16 protein-coding genes are annotated in these 16,546 nt (G+C 72.8%); 11 read left to right on the plus strand and 5 right to left on the minus strand.

The features are described from left to right. Nucleotides 1-23: 23 nt before the first annotated feature. Nucleotides 24-2,324 (minus strand): immune inhibitor A domain-containing protein, encoded by a 2,301-nt coding sequence (locus ACS3YM_RS03750; RefSeq protein WP_439938738.1) that lies wholly within the window; start codon nucleotides 2,322-2,324, stop codon nucleotides 24-26. A 289-nt stretch (nucleotides 2,325-2,613) separates the two neighbouring features. Here ACS3YM_RS03750 and moeZ point away from each other — a divergent pair, with 289 nt between their 5' ends. The 9 genes from moeZ to ACS3YM_RS03795 all read left to right on the plus strand — a co-directional run bounded on the left by moeZ (nucleotide 2,614) and on the right by ACS3YM_RS03795 (nucleotide 9,801). Beyond that, nucleotides 2,614-3,813, plus strand: a complete 1,200-nt coding sequence (gene moeZ / locus ACS3YM_RS03755) for an adenylyltransferase/sulfurtransferase MoeZ (RefSeq protein ID WP_439938739.1) — start codon at nucleotides 2,614-2,616, stop codon at nucleotides 3,811-3,813. A 38-nt stretch (nucleotides 3,814-3,851) separates the two neighbouring features. Further along, nucleotides 3,852-4,721, plus strand: a complete 870-nt coding sequence (locus tag ACS3YM_RS03760; protein WP_439938740.1) for a hypothetical protein — start codon at nucleotides 3,852-3,854, stop codon at nucleotides 4,719-4,721. Nucleotides 4,722-4,786: 65 nt separating this feature from the next. Next, entirely contained in the window at nucleotides 4,787-5,584 is a 798-nt protein-coding gene (locus ACS3YM_RS03765; RefSeq protein ID WP_439938741.1) for a DUF4129 domain-containing protein, read from the plus strand. Next, nucleotides 5,581-6,024 (plus strand): hypothetical protein, encoded by a 444-nt coding sequence (locus tag ACS3YM_RS03770; RefSeq protein ID WP_439938742.1) that lies wholly within the window; start codon nucleotides 5,581-5,583, stop codon nucleotides 6,022-6,024. The genes ACS3YM_RS03765 and ACS3YM_RS03770 overlap by 4 nt, the downstream gene beginning before the upstream one ends. After that, nucleotides 6,011-7,003 carry an AAA family ATPase gene (locus ACS3YM_RS03775; protein WP_439938743.1) on the plus strand — a complete coding sequence of 331 codons (993 nt, stop codon included), beginning with the start codon at nucleotides 6,011-6,013 and terminating at the stop codon, nucleotides 7,001-7,003. Before ACS3YM_RS03770 ends, ACS3YM_RS03775 begins: the two co-directional genes overlap by 14 nt. Further along, nucleotides 7,000-8,274 (plus strand): DUF58 domain-containing protein, encoded by a 1,275-nt coding sequence (locus tag ACS3YM_RS03780; protein ID WP_439938744.1) that lies wholly within the window; start codon nucleotides 7,000-7,002, stop codon nucleotides 8,272-8,274. Before ACS3YM_RS03775 ends, ACS3YM_RS03780 begins: the two co-directional genes overlap by 4 nt. After that, entirely contained in the window at nucleotides 8,271-8,792 is a 522-nt protein-coding gene (locus tag ACS3YM_RS03785; protein ID WP_439938745.1) for a hypothetical protein, read from the plus strand. Before ACS3YM_RS03780 ends, ACS3YM_RS03785 begins: the two co-directional genes overlap by 4 nt. After that, entirely contained in the window at nucleotides 8,789-9,121 is a 333-nt protein-coding gene (locus ACS3YM_RS03790; protein WP_439938746.1) for an MGMT family protein, read from the plus strand. The genes ACS3YM_RS03785 and ACS3YM_RS03790 overlap by 4 nt, the downstream gene beginning before the upstream one ends. Nucleotides 9,122-9,126: 5 nt before the next feature. Further along, nucleotides 9,127-9,801 (plus strand): lysophospholipid acyltransferase family protein, encoded by a 675-nt coding sequence (locus ACS3YM_RS03795; RefSeq protein WP_439938747.1) that lies wholly within the window; start codon nucleotides 9,127-9,129, stop codon nucleotides 9,799-9,801. On the opposite strand, the gene ACS3YM_RS03800 is transcribed toward ACS3YM_RS03795, so the two are convergent. Genes ACS3YM_RS03800 through ACS3YM_RS03810 form a run of 3 tightly spaced genes read right to left on the minus strand, consistent with a single transcriptional unit; the run spans nucleotide 9,802 to nucleotide 13,402 of the window. Further along, nucleotides 9,802-11,181, minus strand: coding sequence for a DUF1116 domain-containing protein (locus tag ACS3YM_RS03800; RefSeq protein ID WP_439938748.1), 1,380 nt, complete (start codon nucleotides 11,179-11,181; stop codon nucleotides 9,802-9,804). Beyond that, nucleotides 11,178-12,662 carry a hypothetical protein gene (locus tag ACS3YM_RS03805; protein WP_439938749.1) on the minus strand — a complete coding sequence of 495 codons (1,485 nt, stop codon included), beginning with the start codon at nucleotides 12,660-12,662 and terminating at the stop codon, nucleotides 11,178-11,180. The genes ACS3YM_RS03800 and ACS3YM_RS03805 overlap by 4 nt, the downstream gene beginning before the upstream one ends. Then, on the minus strand, nucleotides 12,659-13,402 hold the full coding sequence (locus tag ACS3YM_RS03810) for an oxamate carbamoyltransferase subunit AllH family protein (protein WP_439939827.1): 744 nt from the start codon (nucleotides 13,400-13,402) through the stop codon (nucleotides 12,659-12,661). Before ACS3YM_RS03810 ends, ACS3YM_RS03805 begins: the two co-directional genes overlap by 4 nt. A gap of 81 nt (nucleotides 13,403-13,483) precedes the next feature. On the opposite strand from ACS3YM_RS03810, the gene ACS3YM_RS03815 reads away from it, so the two are divergent. Together ACS3YM_RS03815 and ACS3YM_RS03820 are read left to right on the plus strand one after the other, a co-directional pair. Continuing rightward, the gene (locus ACS3YM_RS03815; RefSeq protein WP_439938750.1) at nucleotides 13,484-14,743 is read left to right on the plus strand and encodes a PucR family transcriptional regulator; all 1,260 of its coding nucleotides are present in this window, start codon (nucleotides 13,484-13,486) and stop codon (nucleotides 14,741-14,743) included. Between the two features lie 77 nt (nucleotides 14,744-14,820). Then, entirely contained in the window at nucleotides 14,821-15,837 is a 1,017-nt protein-coding gene (locus ACS3YM_RS03820; protein WP_439938751.1) for a MerR family transcriptional regulator, read from the plus strand. 29 nt (nucleotides 15,838-15,866) lie between these two features. Here the strand turns inward: ACS3YM_RS03820 and ACS3YM_RS03825 are convergent, their stop codons facing one another. Further along, a complete protein-coding gene (locus tag ACS3YM_RS03825) occupies nucleotides 15,867-16,439 on the minus strand; it encodes a GNAT family N-acetyltransferase (protein ID WP_439938752.1) in 573 nt (190 codons plus the stop codon). Nucleotides 16,440-16,546: the final 107 nt, after the last annotated feature.

Genomic DNA, 16,546 nt, shown 5'->3' on the forward strand with positions numbered 1-16,546 from the left:
AGCGGTGGTGCTGGTGCGTCAGGTCACGGCGCGGGGTTCACCACGTTGACCGTGAGGAAACCACCCTTGTTGCCCGTGACGGTGGCCTTGACGCCCGCGCCCGCGACCTTGACGGAGTTCTGCGGCGCAGCGGCGTCGTAGTAGGCGTTGACGTCGGTGTCGTCGAAGGTCGCCTTCTGCGGTACGGCGCCGGCACACGCCTCCAGCGTCGTGACGGTCGGGTTCTTCTGGGTCCCGCCCGCAACCTCCTTGTGCAGGCAGGTCGGGTCGACCGTGTCGAGGCCGAACGTCGCGTCGAACGGCTCGCGCCTGTTGCTGGGGCTGGTGCCGTCCGGGTAGGTCAGCGAGTTCGGGAACGCGTCCACGACCATCGCGTAGCCGGCACCGGGGTGCTCCGCCACGTTGTTGTCGGTGTAGGAGTTGTCGACGTACCAGACCAGCATGCCGTCCTGGAACTTGAAGAACTCGACCCAGTTGGGCTTCGTGAGGCCGTTGGAGAACTGGTAGGGGCCCTCGGACAGGGTCTTGTCGTAGCCGACGTACTGGCGGTTCTCCATGAGGTAGTAGCGCGAGGCGTTGGTGACCTCGTGACCGGTGGAGATGGCGAACCCGCCGAGGGGCTCCCAGCCGTTGGCACCGGACTCGGCGCCGTCGGTGAAGGTGCCCGCGTCACTCTTGATCGCGATGTCGTCGAGGAACGCACCAGCCTCGTTGACCCCGCCGTCGGTCTTGTAGAGGAAGCGGAACAGCGACTCCTGGCCACCGGCCTTGTAGGAGTAGCGCAGGCCGGTCCAGCTGCCGCGCGACGATCCGTCGACCGGCGAGCCGGTGTTGCTCCAGGTCTTGCCGCCGTCGAGGGAGTACTGGGCGTACAGGTAGTCGTATCCCGCCTCGATCTCGTACCACGCCTTCGCGGTGACGGTCACCGACGACGAGGCCGGCACCGTGCGGGTCAGCGTGCTCGACATGTCGTCGCCCCGGCCGGTCCACCACGCGTGCGTGCCCGAGGGCGGCGTCGTGTAGTCGTGGGCGATCGAGGAGTTCGGCAGGTTCACCTTGAGCGCCTGGTCGGCACGGTCGTAGGTGTGCTGCGAGGGGCCGAGGGTGTAGGTGCCCTTGGTCCCGGCGTTGACCTCGGTGTAGTCGAGCCAACCGAGGTAGAGCTTCTCCTCGGGGCCCATCAGGCCGGGGACCGTGCCGATGCCCTCGCCGCCAGCAGGTGCGTTGGCGCCGTGGCTCAGCCAGGAGCCGGAGGACATGAGCGTCCAGAAGGCGCTGCCGTTCTCGCCGCCCGCGGTGTCGTAGTAGTCGGGCAGTCCGAGGTCGTGGCCGAACTCGTGGGCGAAGACGCCGAGGCCGCCGTTCTCGGGCTCGACGGTGTAGTCGCCGATGAAGTACTTCGAGCTGCCGATCTGCGCGCCGCCGCCGAGGTTGGTCTCGCCGCCGACGGTAGGGCCAGTGGTCCCGTAGCCCGACCCGACGTACCAGCGGTGCGACCAGATGGCGTCGGCGTCCGCGCCGGCCTCCTCGCCCTCACCGGCGTGCACGGCCTGGAAGTGGTCGATGTAGCCGTCGGCCTCGTTGAAGTCGCCGTCGCCGTCGAAGTCGTAGCGGTCCCAGACGTCGAACTGCGAGAGGTAGGCGTCGATCTCCGCGGGCGTCATCGTCGCGGACATCTGCTGGTACCAGGCGTCCGCCGAGTCGTTGACGAACGACCACGAACCGCCGTTGTCCTCGACGGTGTTGTCGCCGTAGGTCGAGGCGTTGCCCGGGACCTTGACCCAGTCGGTCACGGTGTTGATCGCGGTGTAGCGACCGGAGGACAGCTGCGTGTAGTAGTTCTTGAACGACTCGCCGTCGCCGTTGAACATCTCCTCGTAGTGGGCCTTGTCGAAGTTCGAGACCCAGTAGGTGGAGTTGTCGGTGAGGCGGTCCGGCTCCGGGATCTGGTTGTGCAGCGGGCCCGGCGTGGTGCCGAGCTTGCCGGAGCCGGCGTCGCCGAACTCGGACAGGATCGTGAAGATCTTGTCGGTCTTGTCGATGGGGAACTCCACGTAGTCGCCGCTGCTGAGGGCGACGGTGGCGCCACCGCCCTTGCGGGGCTGGAGCCGCGCGGCGCCGCTGTCGAGCATGGCCAGGGCCTTGTTCTTCAGGCGCAGCTGCTTCTTCGTCTGCGGTCCGGGCCGGTTGTCCGGCTTCGTGCGGGTGCTCTGACCGGCCGCCTGCGGCGCGTCGGTGGACGGTACTGCCTGGGCCGGGATGGTGGCCGCGCCGAGGGCGAGGCATGCCGTACCGGCCAGGAGTCCGGGAAGGGACTTCTTCACGAGGTTGCTGTCCTGTCATCCGAGGTGGTGGATGGCCCCATCGGACTACGTCTTGCAGTCACAGGGGGCCGCAGCGGACTACTTCACCCCACGGAGGCCGTGCTGGCAAGGATCTCCTGACAACTTTGCCGATGGCCGCAGGAGTTCCGCCTCCTGGGGGTGGAGGAGCGGAGTCCGGATCGCGGGACCCGTACGTCCCCCTGTGCCGGGCGAGCGACCATGGACGGGAACAGAGCCGGCGTCACGCTGGTTGTCCCAGGACCGAAGCCCGCCACGAAGGAGTCAACCCGTGTCGTTCCCCGCGCTCGTCGAGCCGGCTGCCGAGCTCACCATCGATGAGGTCCGGCGCTACAGCCGGCACCTGATCATCCCCGACGTCGGGATGGCCGGACAGAAGCGGCTGAAGAACGCCAAGGTGCTCGTGATCGGTGCCGGCGGCCTCGGCTCCCCGGCGCTGCTCTACCTCGCCGCCGCCGGCGTCGGCACGCTCGGCATCGCCGAGTTCGACACTGTCGACGAGTCCAACCTGCAGCGCCAGGTCATCCACGGCGTCAGCGACATCGACAAGCCGAAGGGCCAGTCGGCGAAGGAGTCGATCGCGGAGATCAACCCCTACGTCGAGGTGGTGCTCCACCCCGAGCGCCTCGACAACGACAACGTGCTCGACGTCTTCCGCGGCTACGACCTGATCGTCGACGGCACCGACAACTTCGCGACCCGCTACATGGTCAACGACGCGGCGTTCTTCCTCGGCATCCCCTACGTCTGGGGCTCGATCTACCGCTTCGACGGCCAGGCTTCGGTCTTCGCGCCGATGCTCGGTGACGACCTGCCCTGCTACCGCTGCCTCTACCCCGAGCCGCCGCCGCCGGGCATGGTCCCCAGCTGCGCCGAGGGTGGCGTGCTCGGCGTGCTCTGCGCGTCCATCGGCTCGATCCAGGTCAACGAGGCCATCAAGCTGCTGACCGGCATCGGCGAGCCGATCGCGGGCAAGCTGATGATCTACGACGCCCTCGAGATGGAGTACCGCAAGCTCAAGGTCCGCAAGGACCCCAACTGCGCGCTGTGCGGCGAGAACGCCACCGTCACCGAGCTGATCGACTACGACGCGTTCTGCGGCGCGGTCTCCGACGAGGCGGCCGAGGCCGCGGCCGGCTCGACGATCTCGGTCGTCCAGCTCGAGCACATGCTCAAGGAGCGCGACAACGGCGAGCGCGACTTCGTGCTGATCGACGTGCGCGAGCCCAACGAGGCCGAGATCAACCACATCCCCGGCGCGGTGCTGATCCCCAAGGGCGAGTTCCTCAACGGCAACGCGCTCTCCCAGCTGCCCAGCGACAAGCAGATCGTCATGCACTGCAAGTCGGGGGTGCGCTCGGCCGAGACGCTCGCGATCGTCAAGGGCGCCGGGTACGCCGACGCGGTGCACGTGGGCGGCGGCGTGGTCGCCTGGGTCTCGCAGATCGACCCGAGCCAGCCGACGTACTGAGCCGTAACGCATACCCGGGCCACCTCGTTGGCCCGGGTATGCGTACCCCCACGAAGCTCCTGACCCTGGCCTCGGCTGCCCTGCTGACGACCGCCGTCGCCTCCGCCTCGCCCGCCGTGGCGATGAAGAAGCCGGCGCGCGCGACGTGGGCGCCGGCCGACACGGCCGCGATCCACCCGGGCGTGATGATGTACACCGAGGGCGCCCAGTGCACCGCCAACTTCGTCTACACCGACACCGCGGGCACGACGTACGTCGGCTATGCCGCGCACTGCGCCGGGCTCGGTGAGGCCACCGACACCGACGGCTGCACCTCCGAGTCGCTCCCGCTCGGCACCAAGGTCGACTTCGTCGAGGACGGCTCGCTCGTCTCGGACGGCACCCGCGTCGGCGGCGGCACGCTCGTCTACTCGTCCTGGCTCACCATGCAGAAGCGTGGCGAGAAGGACGCCGACACCTGCGCCTACAACGACCTGGCCCTGGTCAAGGTCGACGCCGCGGACGTCGGCAAGGTCAACCCCTCCATCCCGTTCTGGGGCGGCCCCGTCGGTATCAACACGACCGGCACCGCGGCGGGCGACACGGTCTACAGCTACGGCAACTCCAGCCTCCGCGCCGGCGTCGAGGAGCTCTCGCCCAAGCAGGGCACGAGCCTCGGCACCGAGGGCAACGGCTGGTCGCACCCGGTCTACACAGTGACGCCCGGCGTCCCCGGTGACTCGGGCAGCGCCTTCCTCGACGCCGAGGGCAACGCGCTGGGCACCCTGTCCACGCTGGCCCTCGCGCCGCTGGCGGGCTCCAACGGTGTCGGCGACATCGCGCACGAGCTCGCCTACGCCCAGGCCAACGGCGGCATCGCGGGCCTGCGCCTGGTGCGGGGCACGGAGCCGTTCAGCCCCGTCCTCTGAGGATTCCGCGCGGTTCATCCGCGCCCCCCTCGCATGGCGTGACCCGTCTCACCTAGGGTCACGCCATGCGTGCGTTCGGGGACTGGTCGCCGGGCCTGCGCGCCGTCGTCACGGTGGCCCTGACCAGCCTCTTCATGGTGCTGGTCGCGTGGGCGACGCTGATCGGACCCGACGAGGTCTTCACCGGTCCGGGCGTGCGGCAGCGGACCGTCACCGAGGCGCCGCGGACGTGCGTGCCCCTCGAGGTGGTCAGCACGCAGCCGGACGGGACGGTGACCACCGAGAGGCCGGACAACCCGCAGCACCTGCCCTGGTGCGAGGAGCCGAGCGGTGACCAGGGCGAGGCGACCCCTTCTGAGCTGACGGACCCGCCGCTGTGGCTGCGAGTCCTCGTGTGGGTGTTCGTGGCCGGGGTGGCCGCCGTCATCCTGGCCCTCGTCGTGTTCTTCGCGTCCATCCTGCGCGAGCAGGTCAGGGCCCGGTCCCGCAGTCGCCGGCCCGAAGCGGTCGAGGTCGCCATGCTCGGCGAGCCCGCCCGGCTGGTGGAGGCGATCACCCAGGATGCCACCGAGCAGGACCGGCAGCTCCGTGGAGGCGACCCCCGCAACGCCATCGTCGCGGCCTGGCTGAGGTTCGAGGTGCAGGGCCAGTCGGCCGGGGTGGGGCGCAGGGCGTGGGAGACGTCCTCGGAGTACGCCCTCCGCATCCTCGACCTCGTCTCGGCCGACTCCGGTGCGGTGAACCGCCTGGCCGGGCTCTACCGCGAGGCCCGCTTCTCCGAGCACCCTCTCACCGAGGAGCACCGGACGGAGGCCCTCGAGGCCCTCGCCGCCATCCGTCGCAGCCTGGGGGCGCGCGCATGAGGCGGGTGGCGATCACGCGTGCCTGGCGCAGCCGGCTGTTCTTCGCCGCCGTGGTCGCCGGGATCGGGTACGCCTTCGCCTTCTGGCTCGACTTCGGACCCCGGCCCGTGCCGTACGTCATCATGGCGTCCGTCGTGCTGACCCTGGTGTGGCTGGTGCTCGACACCGCCGAGGCCGAGGCCGCCCAGTGGGTGCCCACGCTGCCGTCGGCCAGCGACCGGGTCGACGAGGCCACCCCCGACCTGCGCGTCCTCACCAGCCACGAGCAGGCGAGCGTCCCGTCCGAGGCGGTGCGCGACCGGCTCGTCGCCCTGGCCCGGGCGCGCGACCCAAGCCTCGCCGACAGGCTCCGCGAGGAGCTCACCCCCGTACGACGTCTCTCGCCCGCCGAGATCGACCGCATCCTGACCCGAATCGAGGAAGTCCGTGACCACAGCTGAGTCCCGACCCGCAGAGGTGTCCCCGTCCGAGGTCGCCCCGTTCGCCGAGCGGGTGCTCGACGAGGTCGGGCGTGCCGTCGTCGGCAAGCGGGACGCGCTGACGCTCGTGCTGGCCGGCATCCTCGCCAAGGGCCACGTCCTGCTCGAGGACTTCCCGGGCCTGGGCAAGACGCTCGCCGCGCGCTCCTTCGCGGGCGCGCTCGGGCTGGACTTCGCCCGGGCGCAGTTCACCCCCGACCTGCTGCCGGCGGACCTGACGGGCTCCTACGTCTACGACCAGCGACGAGCCGAGTTCGACTTCCGGCCCGGCCCGATCTTCACCGGCCTGCTGCTCGCCGACGAGATCAACCGCACCCCGCCGAAGACCCAGGCGGCGCTCCTCGAGGCGATGCAGGAGGGACAGGTGACGGTCGAGGGCCAGACCCACCGCCTGTCGAGCCCCTTCCACGTCCTCGCGACCGCCAACCCGGTCGAGTACGAGGGCACCTACCCGCTGCCCGAGGCCCAGCTCGACCGCTTCCTGCTGCGCGTCGCGTTCGGCTACCCCAGCGCCTCCGAGGAGCACGACGTGCTGCGCCGGCGGCTCGACCGCCGGCGCGAGGAGGTCGACATCGAGCAGGTCACCGACGCCCCGGGCCTGGCCGGGATGCAGGCCGCCGTCGAGCGGGTCGTGGTCGACGAGTCGGTCGCGCGCTACTGCGTCGACCTGGTGGCCGCCACCCGCGCGCACGCCGACGTCCTGACCGGCGCCTCGCCCCGCGGGAGCCTGGGCCTCGTGCTCACCGCCCGCGCCTGGGCGGCGATCCGGGGCCGTGACTTCGTGGTGCCTGAGGACGTCAAGGTGGTCGCGCGCTCGGTGCTGGCCCACCGCATCACCGTCAAGCCCGACCTCTGGATGACACAGGCGTCCGGCGCCCGGGTCGTCGAGTCGGTCCTGTCCGCGGTCGAGACACCGCACACCCTGGAGTCGCGGCGGTGACCGGCTGGCGGCCGACACCGTCGCTCGTCCGAGCCTGCCTGTTCGCCCTCAGCGGTCTCGCCGGCGGCGTGGCGGCGGGTCTGGACGTGCTGGTGGTGCTGGCCGCCCCCTTCCTGGTCCTGGGCGTGATGGGGATGCTCGCTCGTCCCCGCCACACCCCGACCGTCCGGACCCAGATCGACCACCACCGCCTCCACGAGGGCCAGGGCACCACCTCGCGCCTGGTGGTCGACGACCTGGCCGGGGTCGAGCACGTCATCCGGGTCGCCGCCCAGGCTCCCCACGTCGCCACCCGTCCGACGTACGGCGTCTCCGCCTCGCTGGCGGCAGACGGCCTCCCGGTCCTCGAGCTCAGCCCGCGCCGGTGGGGTCGCCGCGTCATCGGCGCCGAGCGGGTGGGGCTCACCAGCGCGTGGGCCGGCTGGCGCTGGGGACCGGTCGACATGCCGGAGCACGGACTGGTCGTGCTGCCGCAGACGGCGCCGTACGACAGCCGCGCGGAGGTCCCGCAGCCCGACGGCCTGGTCGGGCGCCACAGGTCGCGGCGGCTGGGCAGCGGCACGGAGTTCGAGGGCATCCGGCCCTTCGCGACCGGCGATCGGCTCAAGCGGGTCAACTGGCCGGTGTCGCTGCGGACCGGTGAGCTGCACGTGATCACCACCCGTGCCGAGCAGGACGCCGGGGTCTGGCTCGTCGTCGACGGGCTCCGCGACATCGGCTTCTCGGGCGGCATCGACGGGGCGGCCAGCTCGCTGGACCTCACCGTGCGGGCCGCCGCCGCGCTCGCCGAGCACCACGTCCGCACCGGCGACCGGGTCGGCCTGCTGGTGGTCGCCTCGGAGGGGGCGCGTGTCCGCCTCGGCTCCGGGCCGCGGCACCTGCACCGGCTGCACGGCACGCTGTCCCGGGTCCGCACCGAGGTCCGCAGCGTGCCGCCGGAGCGGCTCGACCTCGGCGCCGTGACGGGCAGCGTGGTCTACGTCCTCTCGCCGATGCTCTTCACCCCGCTCGTCACCGCGACGGCCAGCCTGCAGCGCAGCGGCGCCTCCGTGATCGTGATCGACACGCTCGGCGAGCGCGACCACGGTGCCGACCGGCTGGCGCTGCCGGCCCTGGCCGCCCGGATGCAGCAGCTCGAGCGCGACGACCGGCTCCGGCAGCTGGCCGCCCTCGGCTGCCCGGTCGTGCCCTGGCGGGGACCCGGCACGGTCGACACCGTCCTGCGCCTGCTGGCCCGACGGGCGCAGGTGCCGAAGGTGCGGGCGCGATGACCGGCGGGCTGGGCAGGTTCCTGCCGCCCGGGCTGACCACGCCTGCCCTGGTGCTGCGCGCCCTGCTGCTCGTGCTGCCGGTCGCTTCCCTCGCGCTGGCCCTGCCCGAGCGTCCGGACGGACTGGTCGTGGTGCTCGTCGTCCTCAGCTCCGCGTGGTGGGCGCGGCAGCCCGACCACCTCACGGGCGCGATCTCGCTCGCGGTCGTGGCGGCCTGGTGGACCGTTCGCGGGGTCGTCGACTGGCGGGTGCTGGTGGTGGGCGGCCTGCTGCTCGTAGCGCACGTGGTCGCGACCCTGCTGTCGTACGGTCCCGACGCCCTGCCCGTGGATCGCCGGCTGGCCGGCCTGTGGCTCTGGCGGGGGCTGCTGGCCCTGGTGCCGCTGCCGATCACGTGGCTCGCCGTGCGCGGCCTCGACGCCGACCTCGCCCCGCCGTGGCTCTGGATGGTGGCGGCGCTCGGGGTGATGGCCCTCCTGGTCACGACCATGCGGCTGACCCAGCCGGAGGACGCATGACGACCGAGGAGGAGCGCGAGCTCTACGCCGAGCTGGTGCTGCAGTGCGCGGAGTCGGTGCCCCGCGGCCGGGTGACGACATACGGCGCGATCGCGGACGTGGTGGGCCACCGGCTCGGGCGCGGCGGACCGCGACTGGTCGGCAACGTGATGGCGCGGCAGGGCGGTGCGGTGCCGTGGTGGCGGGTGGTCCGCGCCGACGGGTCGCTGCCGCCGTCGCACGACGACGAGGCGCGCCAGGCCTACCTCGAGGAGGGCACCCCGCTGCGACCGAGCGGAGCGGTGGACCTGGGACGGGCCTTCTGGCAGCCGCGCCTGCAGGCACAATGACCGACATGCTCTACACGGTCGCGCACAGCATCATCCCGCCGCTCGCCCGTGCCGTGTGGCGCCCGCGCGTTGAGGGCCTGCACCACGTGCCGGCCAGCGGCCCGGTCATCGTGGCGAGCAACCACCTCTCGTTCTTCGACAGCGTGGTCATCCCCGTCGTCGTGCCGCGCAAGGTCGTCTTCCTCGCCAAGTCCGACTACTTCACCGGCACGGGCGTGAAGGGCACGCTGGTGCGGGCCTGGTTCGAGGGCCTCGGCATGCTGCCGGTCGACCGCGACGACACCCGGGCGGCGATCGCCAGCCTCGACACCGCGCTCGCCGTGCTCGAGAAGGGCGAGGCGTTCGGCATCTACCCCGAGGGCACCCGCTCCCGCGACGGCCGGCTCTACCGCGGACGCACGGGCGTCGCGCACCTCGCGCTCACCTCCGGCTGCCCGGTCGTGCCGGTCGGGTTGCAGGGCACCGAGGACATCCAGCCCGTCGGCTCCAACCGACCGCGGCTGGCCAAGGTGGACGTGACGGTCCGCTTCGGCGAGCCCATCGCCGTCGCGGGGGAGTACGACGGCGTACCCGCCGGCCGCGCCCGCCGGGAGCTCACCGACCGGATCATGACCGCCATCGGCGACCTGTCCGGCCAGGAGCGCGCCGGCGTCTACAACGAGCGGCCCACGGACGCCTGACTACACCCGGGCGGCCAGCGCGGCGAGGGCCTTCGGGAAGATCTCCGCGGGCGGCGTGACGAGCCCGGCGCCCACCTGGCCGACGCCGGCGACGCGGCCGGCCATGCCGGTGTTGATCTGCGGAAGGATCCCGGTGCGGCACACCTTGGTCACGTCGATGCCGGTGGGCGTGCCCTGGAACTCCAGGACGGGCACCGACCAGCGGGGGTTCTCCGCGAGGGTGATCTCGTGCATCCGGCGGGTGGTGGCCAGCGCGTCGGGGACCGAGCCGCCGACGAGCCGGACGATCGCAGGAGCGGTCGCCATCGCGAAGCCGCCGATGCCCGCGGTCTCGGTGATCGCCGAGTCGCCGATGTCGGCGTTGGCGTCGTCGGGGCCGTAGTCGCCGAGGAAGAGCCCCTCGGCCACCTGGGCGGGACCGGTGAACCACTCGTCGCCGGTGCCGGAGACCTGGATGCCGAAGTCGGTGCCGTTGCGGGCCATCGCGACCACCATCGTCGAGCCCGGGACGTCACGGCCGGCGTCGAGGGCGAGCTTGCAGGCGGGCATCGCGAGGTTGAGGAAGAAGTGGTCGTTGCCGCCGATGAAGCGCAGCGCCTGGGCGGCGTCCGAGCTGTCGAAGCCGGAGGTGACCATGGCGGGGGAGAGGTCGCGCAGCAGCATCAGGGTGCCGGCGCGGTTGCGGTTGTGAGCCTCGTCGCCCATCTGCAGCATCTGCGTGAGGATGCCGGTGACGTCGGTGGCTTCCTCGGTCCCGCGCACGGCCGCCTGCAGCAGCGGACCTAGCACGTCACCCATCCAGCGCAGCCGGGTGAGGACCTCGGGGCCGTACGCGCCGTAGCGCAGCACCTTGCCCAGGCCCTCGTTGAGCGAGCAGTACGTCCGCTTGCCGGTGGCGCGGTCCTCGAGGACCCACATCCACATGGACGGCGTGACCACGCCAGCCATCGGGCCGACGGCGCTGCGGTGGTGGCACGGCTCGAGGCTGACGCTGCTGCCCGACTCGAAGAGCGCGACCGCGTCCTCGGGGTCGTCGACCAGGCCCTCCAGCGCGGCACCGCCCATCAGTGCACCGCGCAGCGGACCGGACGCCCGGTCCCACTCGATCGGCGGCCCGGCGTGCAGGAACTGGCCCTTCTCGAGCCCGAGCACCTCGGAGGCGGGAGCGACGTCGACGAGGTGGGCCGTCACGCCGAGCATCGCCTCGACGGCCTTGCGGTTGGCCTCGGGCCGCCGCGGGTCGGTGGCCACGGCGGCGAGGTGTCCTTCCGTGCCGGGCATCGGGGGACGCCAGTCGACACGCTCGACGCCGACGGCCTGGCCCGCCACGGCGTCGGCGAGCATGTCGGCCCCGACAGTGACGACGGTGGTCTCGGTCATCGCTGGGCTCCTTCGATGAGCTGGAGCGCGCGGCGGGTGGCCGACGCGTTGGAGAGGTGGACCTCGGCGCCGGCGGCGACGAGCGCGTCGCGCTGGGCGTGCAGGCCCTGGGGGTCGAGGTCGGTGCCGACGAGGCTGACGACGACCGGGATCGCCCGGTCCCGGCGTGCCGCCGTGATCGCCGGTGCGAGCATCGCGGCCGGGTCGGGCTCGGCGCCGTGGCCGAGCACCAGGTCGAGCAGGATGACGCCGGTCCGCGGGTCGGCCGCGGCCCGGGCGATCTGCTCGTTGCGCAGGGTCGGGTCGATCATCGGGTGGGCGCGGCCCTGCGTGAGCGCGTCGTCGCCGAAGTCGACCATCGTGTGGTCGTCGACCAGCAGGTCCTCGCCCAGCGCGAGGTCGTCGGACAGCGGGATGTTGCTGCGGATCGGGCCGAGCACCTCGGTCGCCATCAGCATCGACTCGTCGCACAGCGTGCCGCCGACGAAGAGCCCGCGGAGCAGGGGACCGGTGGCCGGTCCCGTGTTGTCGGCACCGTGGACGGGCCACTCGGGAGCGTCGTGGCCCAGCCGGGCCAGCACGGCCTCGGCGACCGCCGTCAGGTCACGCTGCCCGCGCCCGAGCAGGCCGAGCTCGACCGGGGTGCCCAGCGCCTCGGTCTCGCGGCCGAGGGCCTCGGCGACCTCGGGCGCCGGCGGCTTGGAGACCACGACGACCAGGTCGACGTCGGGGTCGGCGTCCAGGCGTCGCAGCGCCTCGCGGGTCGCGAGCCCGCCCACGGCGGCGGACAGGTCGCGGCCGCCGACTCCGAGCGCGTGGCGCACGCCCACGCCGTCGTACGTCGCTCCCGCGTGGTGCAGCAGCGCGAGCAGCTGCTGGCAGCCGGTGCCCGACGCGGCGACGATGCCGATCCGGCCCGGGCGCACGGCGTTGGCGAAGCCCAGCCCGACCCCGTCGATGACCGCTGTGCCGCAGTCGGGTCCCATCACCAGCGCCCCGCGGGAGGCGGCGTACGTCTTGAGGGCGACCTCCTCGGCCACCGGGACGTTGTCGCTGAAGATCATCACGTCGCGCCCGGCCTCGAGCGCGTCCATCGCCTCGACGGTCGCGCTCGCCCCCGGCACGGACACCAGCGCGATGGCGCCCGGGCCGCTGCGGCGCAGGGCGGAGCCGGTCGTACGCGGTGGGGCGACGGTCGTGTCTCCGGCGGACGGGCGGGTCGGGGCCAGGGCGGCGTCGACCGCGGCGAGGGCGGTCGCGACGTCGGCGTCGTCGGCGAGGCGCAGCGCGACGACCATGTCGTTGGGGGAGGAGTCGGGCACGTCGAAGCCCATGCCCTCGAGCACCTCGAGGTTGAGGCCGGTGGCCATCGCCACCTGGGCGGCGACGACGCCGGGGGTGGCCTGCACCGCCCGGCTCACCTGGAGCAGGGTCACCGAGTCGGCGTAGGCGCCGCTCCGGAGCTCGACGTGGTCCTTCATGCTGCCCTCCCGGGGCGGTCGGTGGGGTGGTCGGTGAGCGAGGCGATGGCCAGCCCGGCGCCCGCGAGCAGTCCTGCCCCCGAGGTGGCGCCGACGCCCAGCAGGGCCTCAGTGGTCGTGGGGCCCGGGCCCGAGAGCCAGGCGGCGAGCTGGGGCAGCGCCTCGCCCTGCAGCGCGCAGTCGAGCAGGGTCGCGGAGAGCAGCGTGGTCACGCCCAGCCGGCGGCGTACGGCCGCAGCCATGACGTGGTCGGGGTGCCCCGCAGCGACGCGGGCGGCGAACCAGCCGGCCAGCACGTCGTCGCCCAACGGCGTCAGCCCGGGGCCACGGCCGAGCAGGTGGTCGAGGTGGGCGGGCGTCAGTCGACCGTCGTCGGGCAGGGACAGGCCTGCCGCGGCCGTCATGGCGCGTGCGGGTCCGAACCCGTGATCCCCATGACGTCCGAGGGTGGGAACGGAGACGTCGGCGAGGCGGGTGATGCGGGCGGTGGCAGCCCCGACGTGCAGGGTGCCGGCCTCGACGCGCACGGTCGGGCCCAGGCCGGTCAGGTCGGGGAGGGTGGACCAGAGCGCGCACGGCACCCGGGTCGCGTCGGCCGAGACCAGGCCGAGGCACCAGCCGTCGAGGTCGACGTAGATCGCGGTGGCGCTGGTGTGGAGCACCCGGCGGGGGCCGTCCTCGGCCTCGGCCAGCCGCTCGCGGACGCGCACGGGTGCCGCCACCGAGACCACGCCTGACATCACCTTCCAGACGCTAGCGGCCCGTGGCAGACTCGCGAATGTGTGAACTTGTCCAAGGAAGTGGGAGAAGTGGGCCAAGACTTGATAAGCGATCCCGAGGCGGTCGCGGCGCTGGAGCGCGCCGACGCGCTGCACACCGCACTGACGCACATCGTGCTCGAGGGCGGGGACCTGGCCGCGATCGCCGAGGCGGTCGGCGACGCGCTGGGCTACGGGGTCGTCTTCACCTCCACCGACGGACGCGAGCGCGCGGCCCACCTCGACGACGCCCAGCGGGCGCTGCTGGCCGGCAGCGAGCTCGTCGACCAGACGGGCCGCGTGCGCGTGGAGCGACTCGACCCCGACGGCACGGCGGTGGGCGACGGCGAGGCGGTCGTACGCCGGGTGGTGGCCGCCGGCGTCGACCTGGCGCGGCTCGTCGCGCTGCGACCGGACGGCAGGATCCACGCCTCCGACGTGAAGGCGCTGGAGCGGGCGGCGATCGTGGCCGCGCTGCTGGTGACGCGCGTCGAGGCGATCACCGCGGTGGAGAACAAGTACCAGGGTGACTTCCTCAGGGACGTCTTCCTCGGCCGCGCCGGTGAGCCCGACGACGTCGCCGAGCACGCGCGGGCCTTCGGCTGGCAGCTCGACCGGCCGGTGATGGTCGTGGTGGCGGTGCTCGACCCCGATGCCCTGGCCGCCCTCGGCCCCGCTGCCGAGGACCGCCGGGCGTGGCAGGACCGCTTCGCCCACGCCTGGCGACAGGTCACGGCGGCGGTCGACAGCAGCATCGCCTCGGTCGCCTTCAGCCGTGAGGTCGTGACCCTGGTCCCCGTCGACCCGACTCAGGGACCCGGGCCCGCGCACGCCGCCGTCGACCGGATCATCGAGGCGGTGCGCGGAGACCGCGGCGGCGGCCGGATCGCGTTCTCCGCCGGCGTGAGCCGGATCGCCCTGGGCCTGGTCGACCTGCCGGAGGCGTTCCGGCAGGCGCAGCGCGCGGTGGAGATCGGGCGCCGGGTGCACGGTGGGGGATCGACGACCCGCTTCGACCAGCTGGGCCTGCACCGGTTGCTCGCCCTGGTGCCCGACGCCGACGAGCTGACGGCGTTCGCGGCCGACGTGCTGGGGCCGCTGGCCGAGCGCACGCCGGAGGCGGCCGACCTGCGCGAGACGCTGCAGGTGCTGCTCGACAAGAACTTCAACGTGGCCGAGGCGGCGCGCGCCCAGTTCTTCCACTACAACACGATGCGCTACCGCGTCGGCAAGCTGCAGCGGCTGCTCGGGCCGGTCGCCACCGACCCCCACCTGCGCCTCGACGTCGCGGTCGCGCTGCGTGCGCTGGAGATCGTCGGCTGAGGGGCCGCTTGACCTTGCCCCAGCGGCAAGGCCCACGGTCGTCGCACCGGTGACCGTCACCGGAGAGGATGGCGACGATGACCAGCACCCAGGACCGCCTGACGATCGGCGACTTCGCCCGCGCCGCGGGCCTGACGCCGAAGGCGTTGAGGTTGTACGACGACCTCGGTCTGCTGCGTCCCGCGGAGGTCGACGAGCACTCGGGCTACCGCAGGTACGCCCCCGCCCAGCTGGAGCGCGCCCGTCTGGTGGCGACGCTCCGGCTGGTGGGGATGCCCTTGGCCCGGATCCAGCAGGTGCTGGACGGCTCACCGGCCGCCGCGGCCCGGGAGGTGGAGGCCTACTGGCTCCAGGTCGAGGCCGACACCACGTCCCGGCGCGACATCGTCACCACCCTCGTCCAGCAACTGAGGAGCGAGGCACCCGACATGACGCTTTCCACCGACACCCTGCACGCCACCTTCGGCACCAGCCACCGGCGGGGCCGCCGCGACAGCCAGCAGGACGCGTACGTCGTACGGCCCGGGCTGGTGGGCGTCGCCGACGGCTACGGCCTCCGCGACGACCTGGCCGCTGCCGCGCTCGAGGCCTTCGCCACCGCCGGCCTCGAGGGTGCCGTCGCGGAGGTGGGGGCCGACCTCGCGGCCGGCCTTCCCGACGCACCCTCGTCGGGCACCACGCTGACCGCCGTCGTCCTGGACGGCGCTTCGGCACGGATCACGCACGTCGGTGACGCGCGGGTGTGGCTGGTGCGTGGCGGTGAGCTGCGGCAGGTCACCCACGACCACACGGTCGTCGCGGCGCTCATCGAGGCCGGACAGCTCACCCCCGACGAAGCCCGCTCGCACGAGCACCGCAACCTCCTCAACCGCGCCCTGACACCTGGGGTCATGGCCGACGAGGTGGTGCTCGACCTGCGCCCCGGCGACCGGGTCGTGCTCACCACGGACGGGGTGCACTCCTACGCCGAGGACCTGGCTCCGCTGCTGCTCGCCGACGCCGCTCCGCAGGAGGTCGCCGACGCCGTGGCCGCGGTCGTGGTCGAGGCGGGGGAGCCGGACAACCACACGGTCGTGGTGGTCGACCTCTCCTGAGCCGCGGGCGACGGTGGAGCGCTGGGCCACTAGGTCGGGCCCAGCGCTCCACCGTCCCGGGTCTCGACCGCCGAGGAGAATGGCTGCCGTACGCCGAGCCACTGCTCGGCGCCGAACTCCTCGAAGCGCTCCAGCTCGGTGAAGCCCAGGCGCGCGGCCAGGGCGCGCGAGCGGGTGTTGGCGACCTGCGTGCAGACCACGACCGGTTCGCCGAGGTGGGAGTCCGCCCAGGCGACGACGGCCGACGCCGCTTCCGTCGCGTAGCCGTGCCCCCATGCGTGCACGGGCAGCACGTAGCTGAGCTCGAGGTCGGGGCCGCCGGCGCCGGGGCGGGCGGGGTCGCGCCGGCCGAGCCCCACCCAGCCGACGAAGCGTCCGTCGTGCTCCATCACGAACTGGCCGGGCCGGTCGGCGGGCACCTCTGGCAGGGAGGCGTCCAACGTCGCGCGGTCCTGCCCGCCGCCGAGGTGGTGGTTGACCTCGTCGTCCGAGCCGAGGTCGAGGAACTCCTCGCGGTCGCGGGCCTCCGGCGCGCGCAGGACGAGGCGCGCGGTGCGGATCGGGGCCGGCGGCCAGCCGTCGACCGTGAGAGGGAGAGCCATGCACGGCAGCGTACGAACCGGACCAACCCGCCGAAGAACTTGTCATCCATATCGGCGTTCCTTCGGCAGTTCTCGCCAGTGAGGGTGTGTGATGTGGCCCACTAGTT

The organism is Nocardioides sp. N13(2025), from assembly GCF_051912545.1.
GTDB lineage: Bacteria > Actinomycetota > Actinomycetes > Propionibacteriales > Nocardioidaceae > Nocardioides.

Bases quoted from the DNA above. Each gene is read 5' to 3' on its own strand.
- ACS3YM_RS03825 (WP_439938752.1), bottom strand. From the start codon at position 16,439: ATGGCTCTCCCTCTCACGGTCGACGGCTGGCCGCCGGCCCCGATCCGC.
- ACS3YM_RS03770 (WP_439938742.1), top strand. From the start codon at position 5,581: ATGAGGCGGGTGGCGATCACGCGTGCCTGGCGCAGCCGGCTGTTCTTC.
- ACS3YM_RS03765 (WP_439938741.1), top strand. From the start codon at position 4,787: ATGCGTGCGTTCGGGGACTGGTCGCCGGGCCTGCGCGCCGTCGTCACG.
- ACS3YM_RS03760 (WP_439938740.1), top strand. From the start codon at position 3,852: ATGCGTACCCCCACGAAGCTCCTGACCCTGGCCTCGGCTGCCCTGCTG.
- ACS3YM_RS03790 (WP_439938746.1), top strand. From the start codon at position 8,789: ATGACGACCGAGGAGGAGCGCGAGCTCTACGCCGAGCTGGTGCTGCAG.
- ACS3YM_RS03805 (WP_439938749.1), bottom strand. From the start codon at position 12,662: ATGAAGGACCACGTCGAGCTCCGGAGCGGCGCCTACGCCGACTCGGTG.
- ACS3YM_RS03800 (WP_439938748.1), bottom strand. From the start codon at position 11,181: ATGACCGAGACCACCGTCGTCACTGTCGGGGCCGACATGCTCGCCGAC.
- ACS3YM_RS03785 (WP_439938745.1), top strand. From the start codon at position 8,271: ATGACCGGCGGGCTGGGCAGGTTCCTGCCGCCCGGGCTGACCACGCCT.
- ACS3YM_RS03810 (WP_439939827.1), bottom strand. From the start codon at position 13,402: ATGTCAGGCGTGGTCTCGGTGGCGGCACCCGTGCGCGTCCGCGAGCGG.
- ACS3YM_RS03820 (WP_439938751.1), top strand. From the start codon at position 14,821: ATGACCAGCACCCAGGACCGCCTGACGATCGGCGACTTCGCCCGCGCC.
- ACS3YM_RS03795 (WP_439938747.1), top strand. From the start codon at position 9,127: ATGCTCTACACGGTCGCGCACAGCATCATCCCGCCGCTCGCCCGTGCC.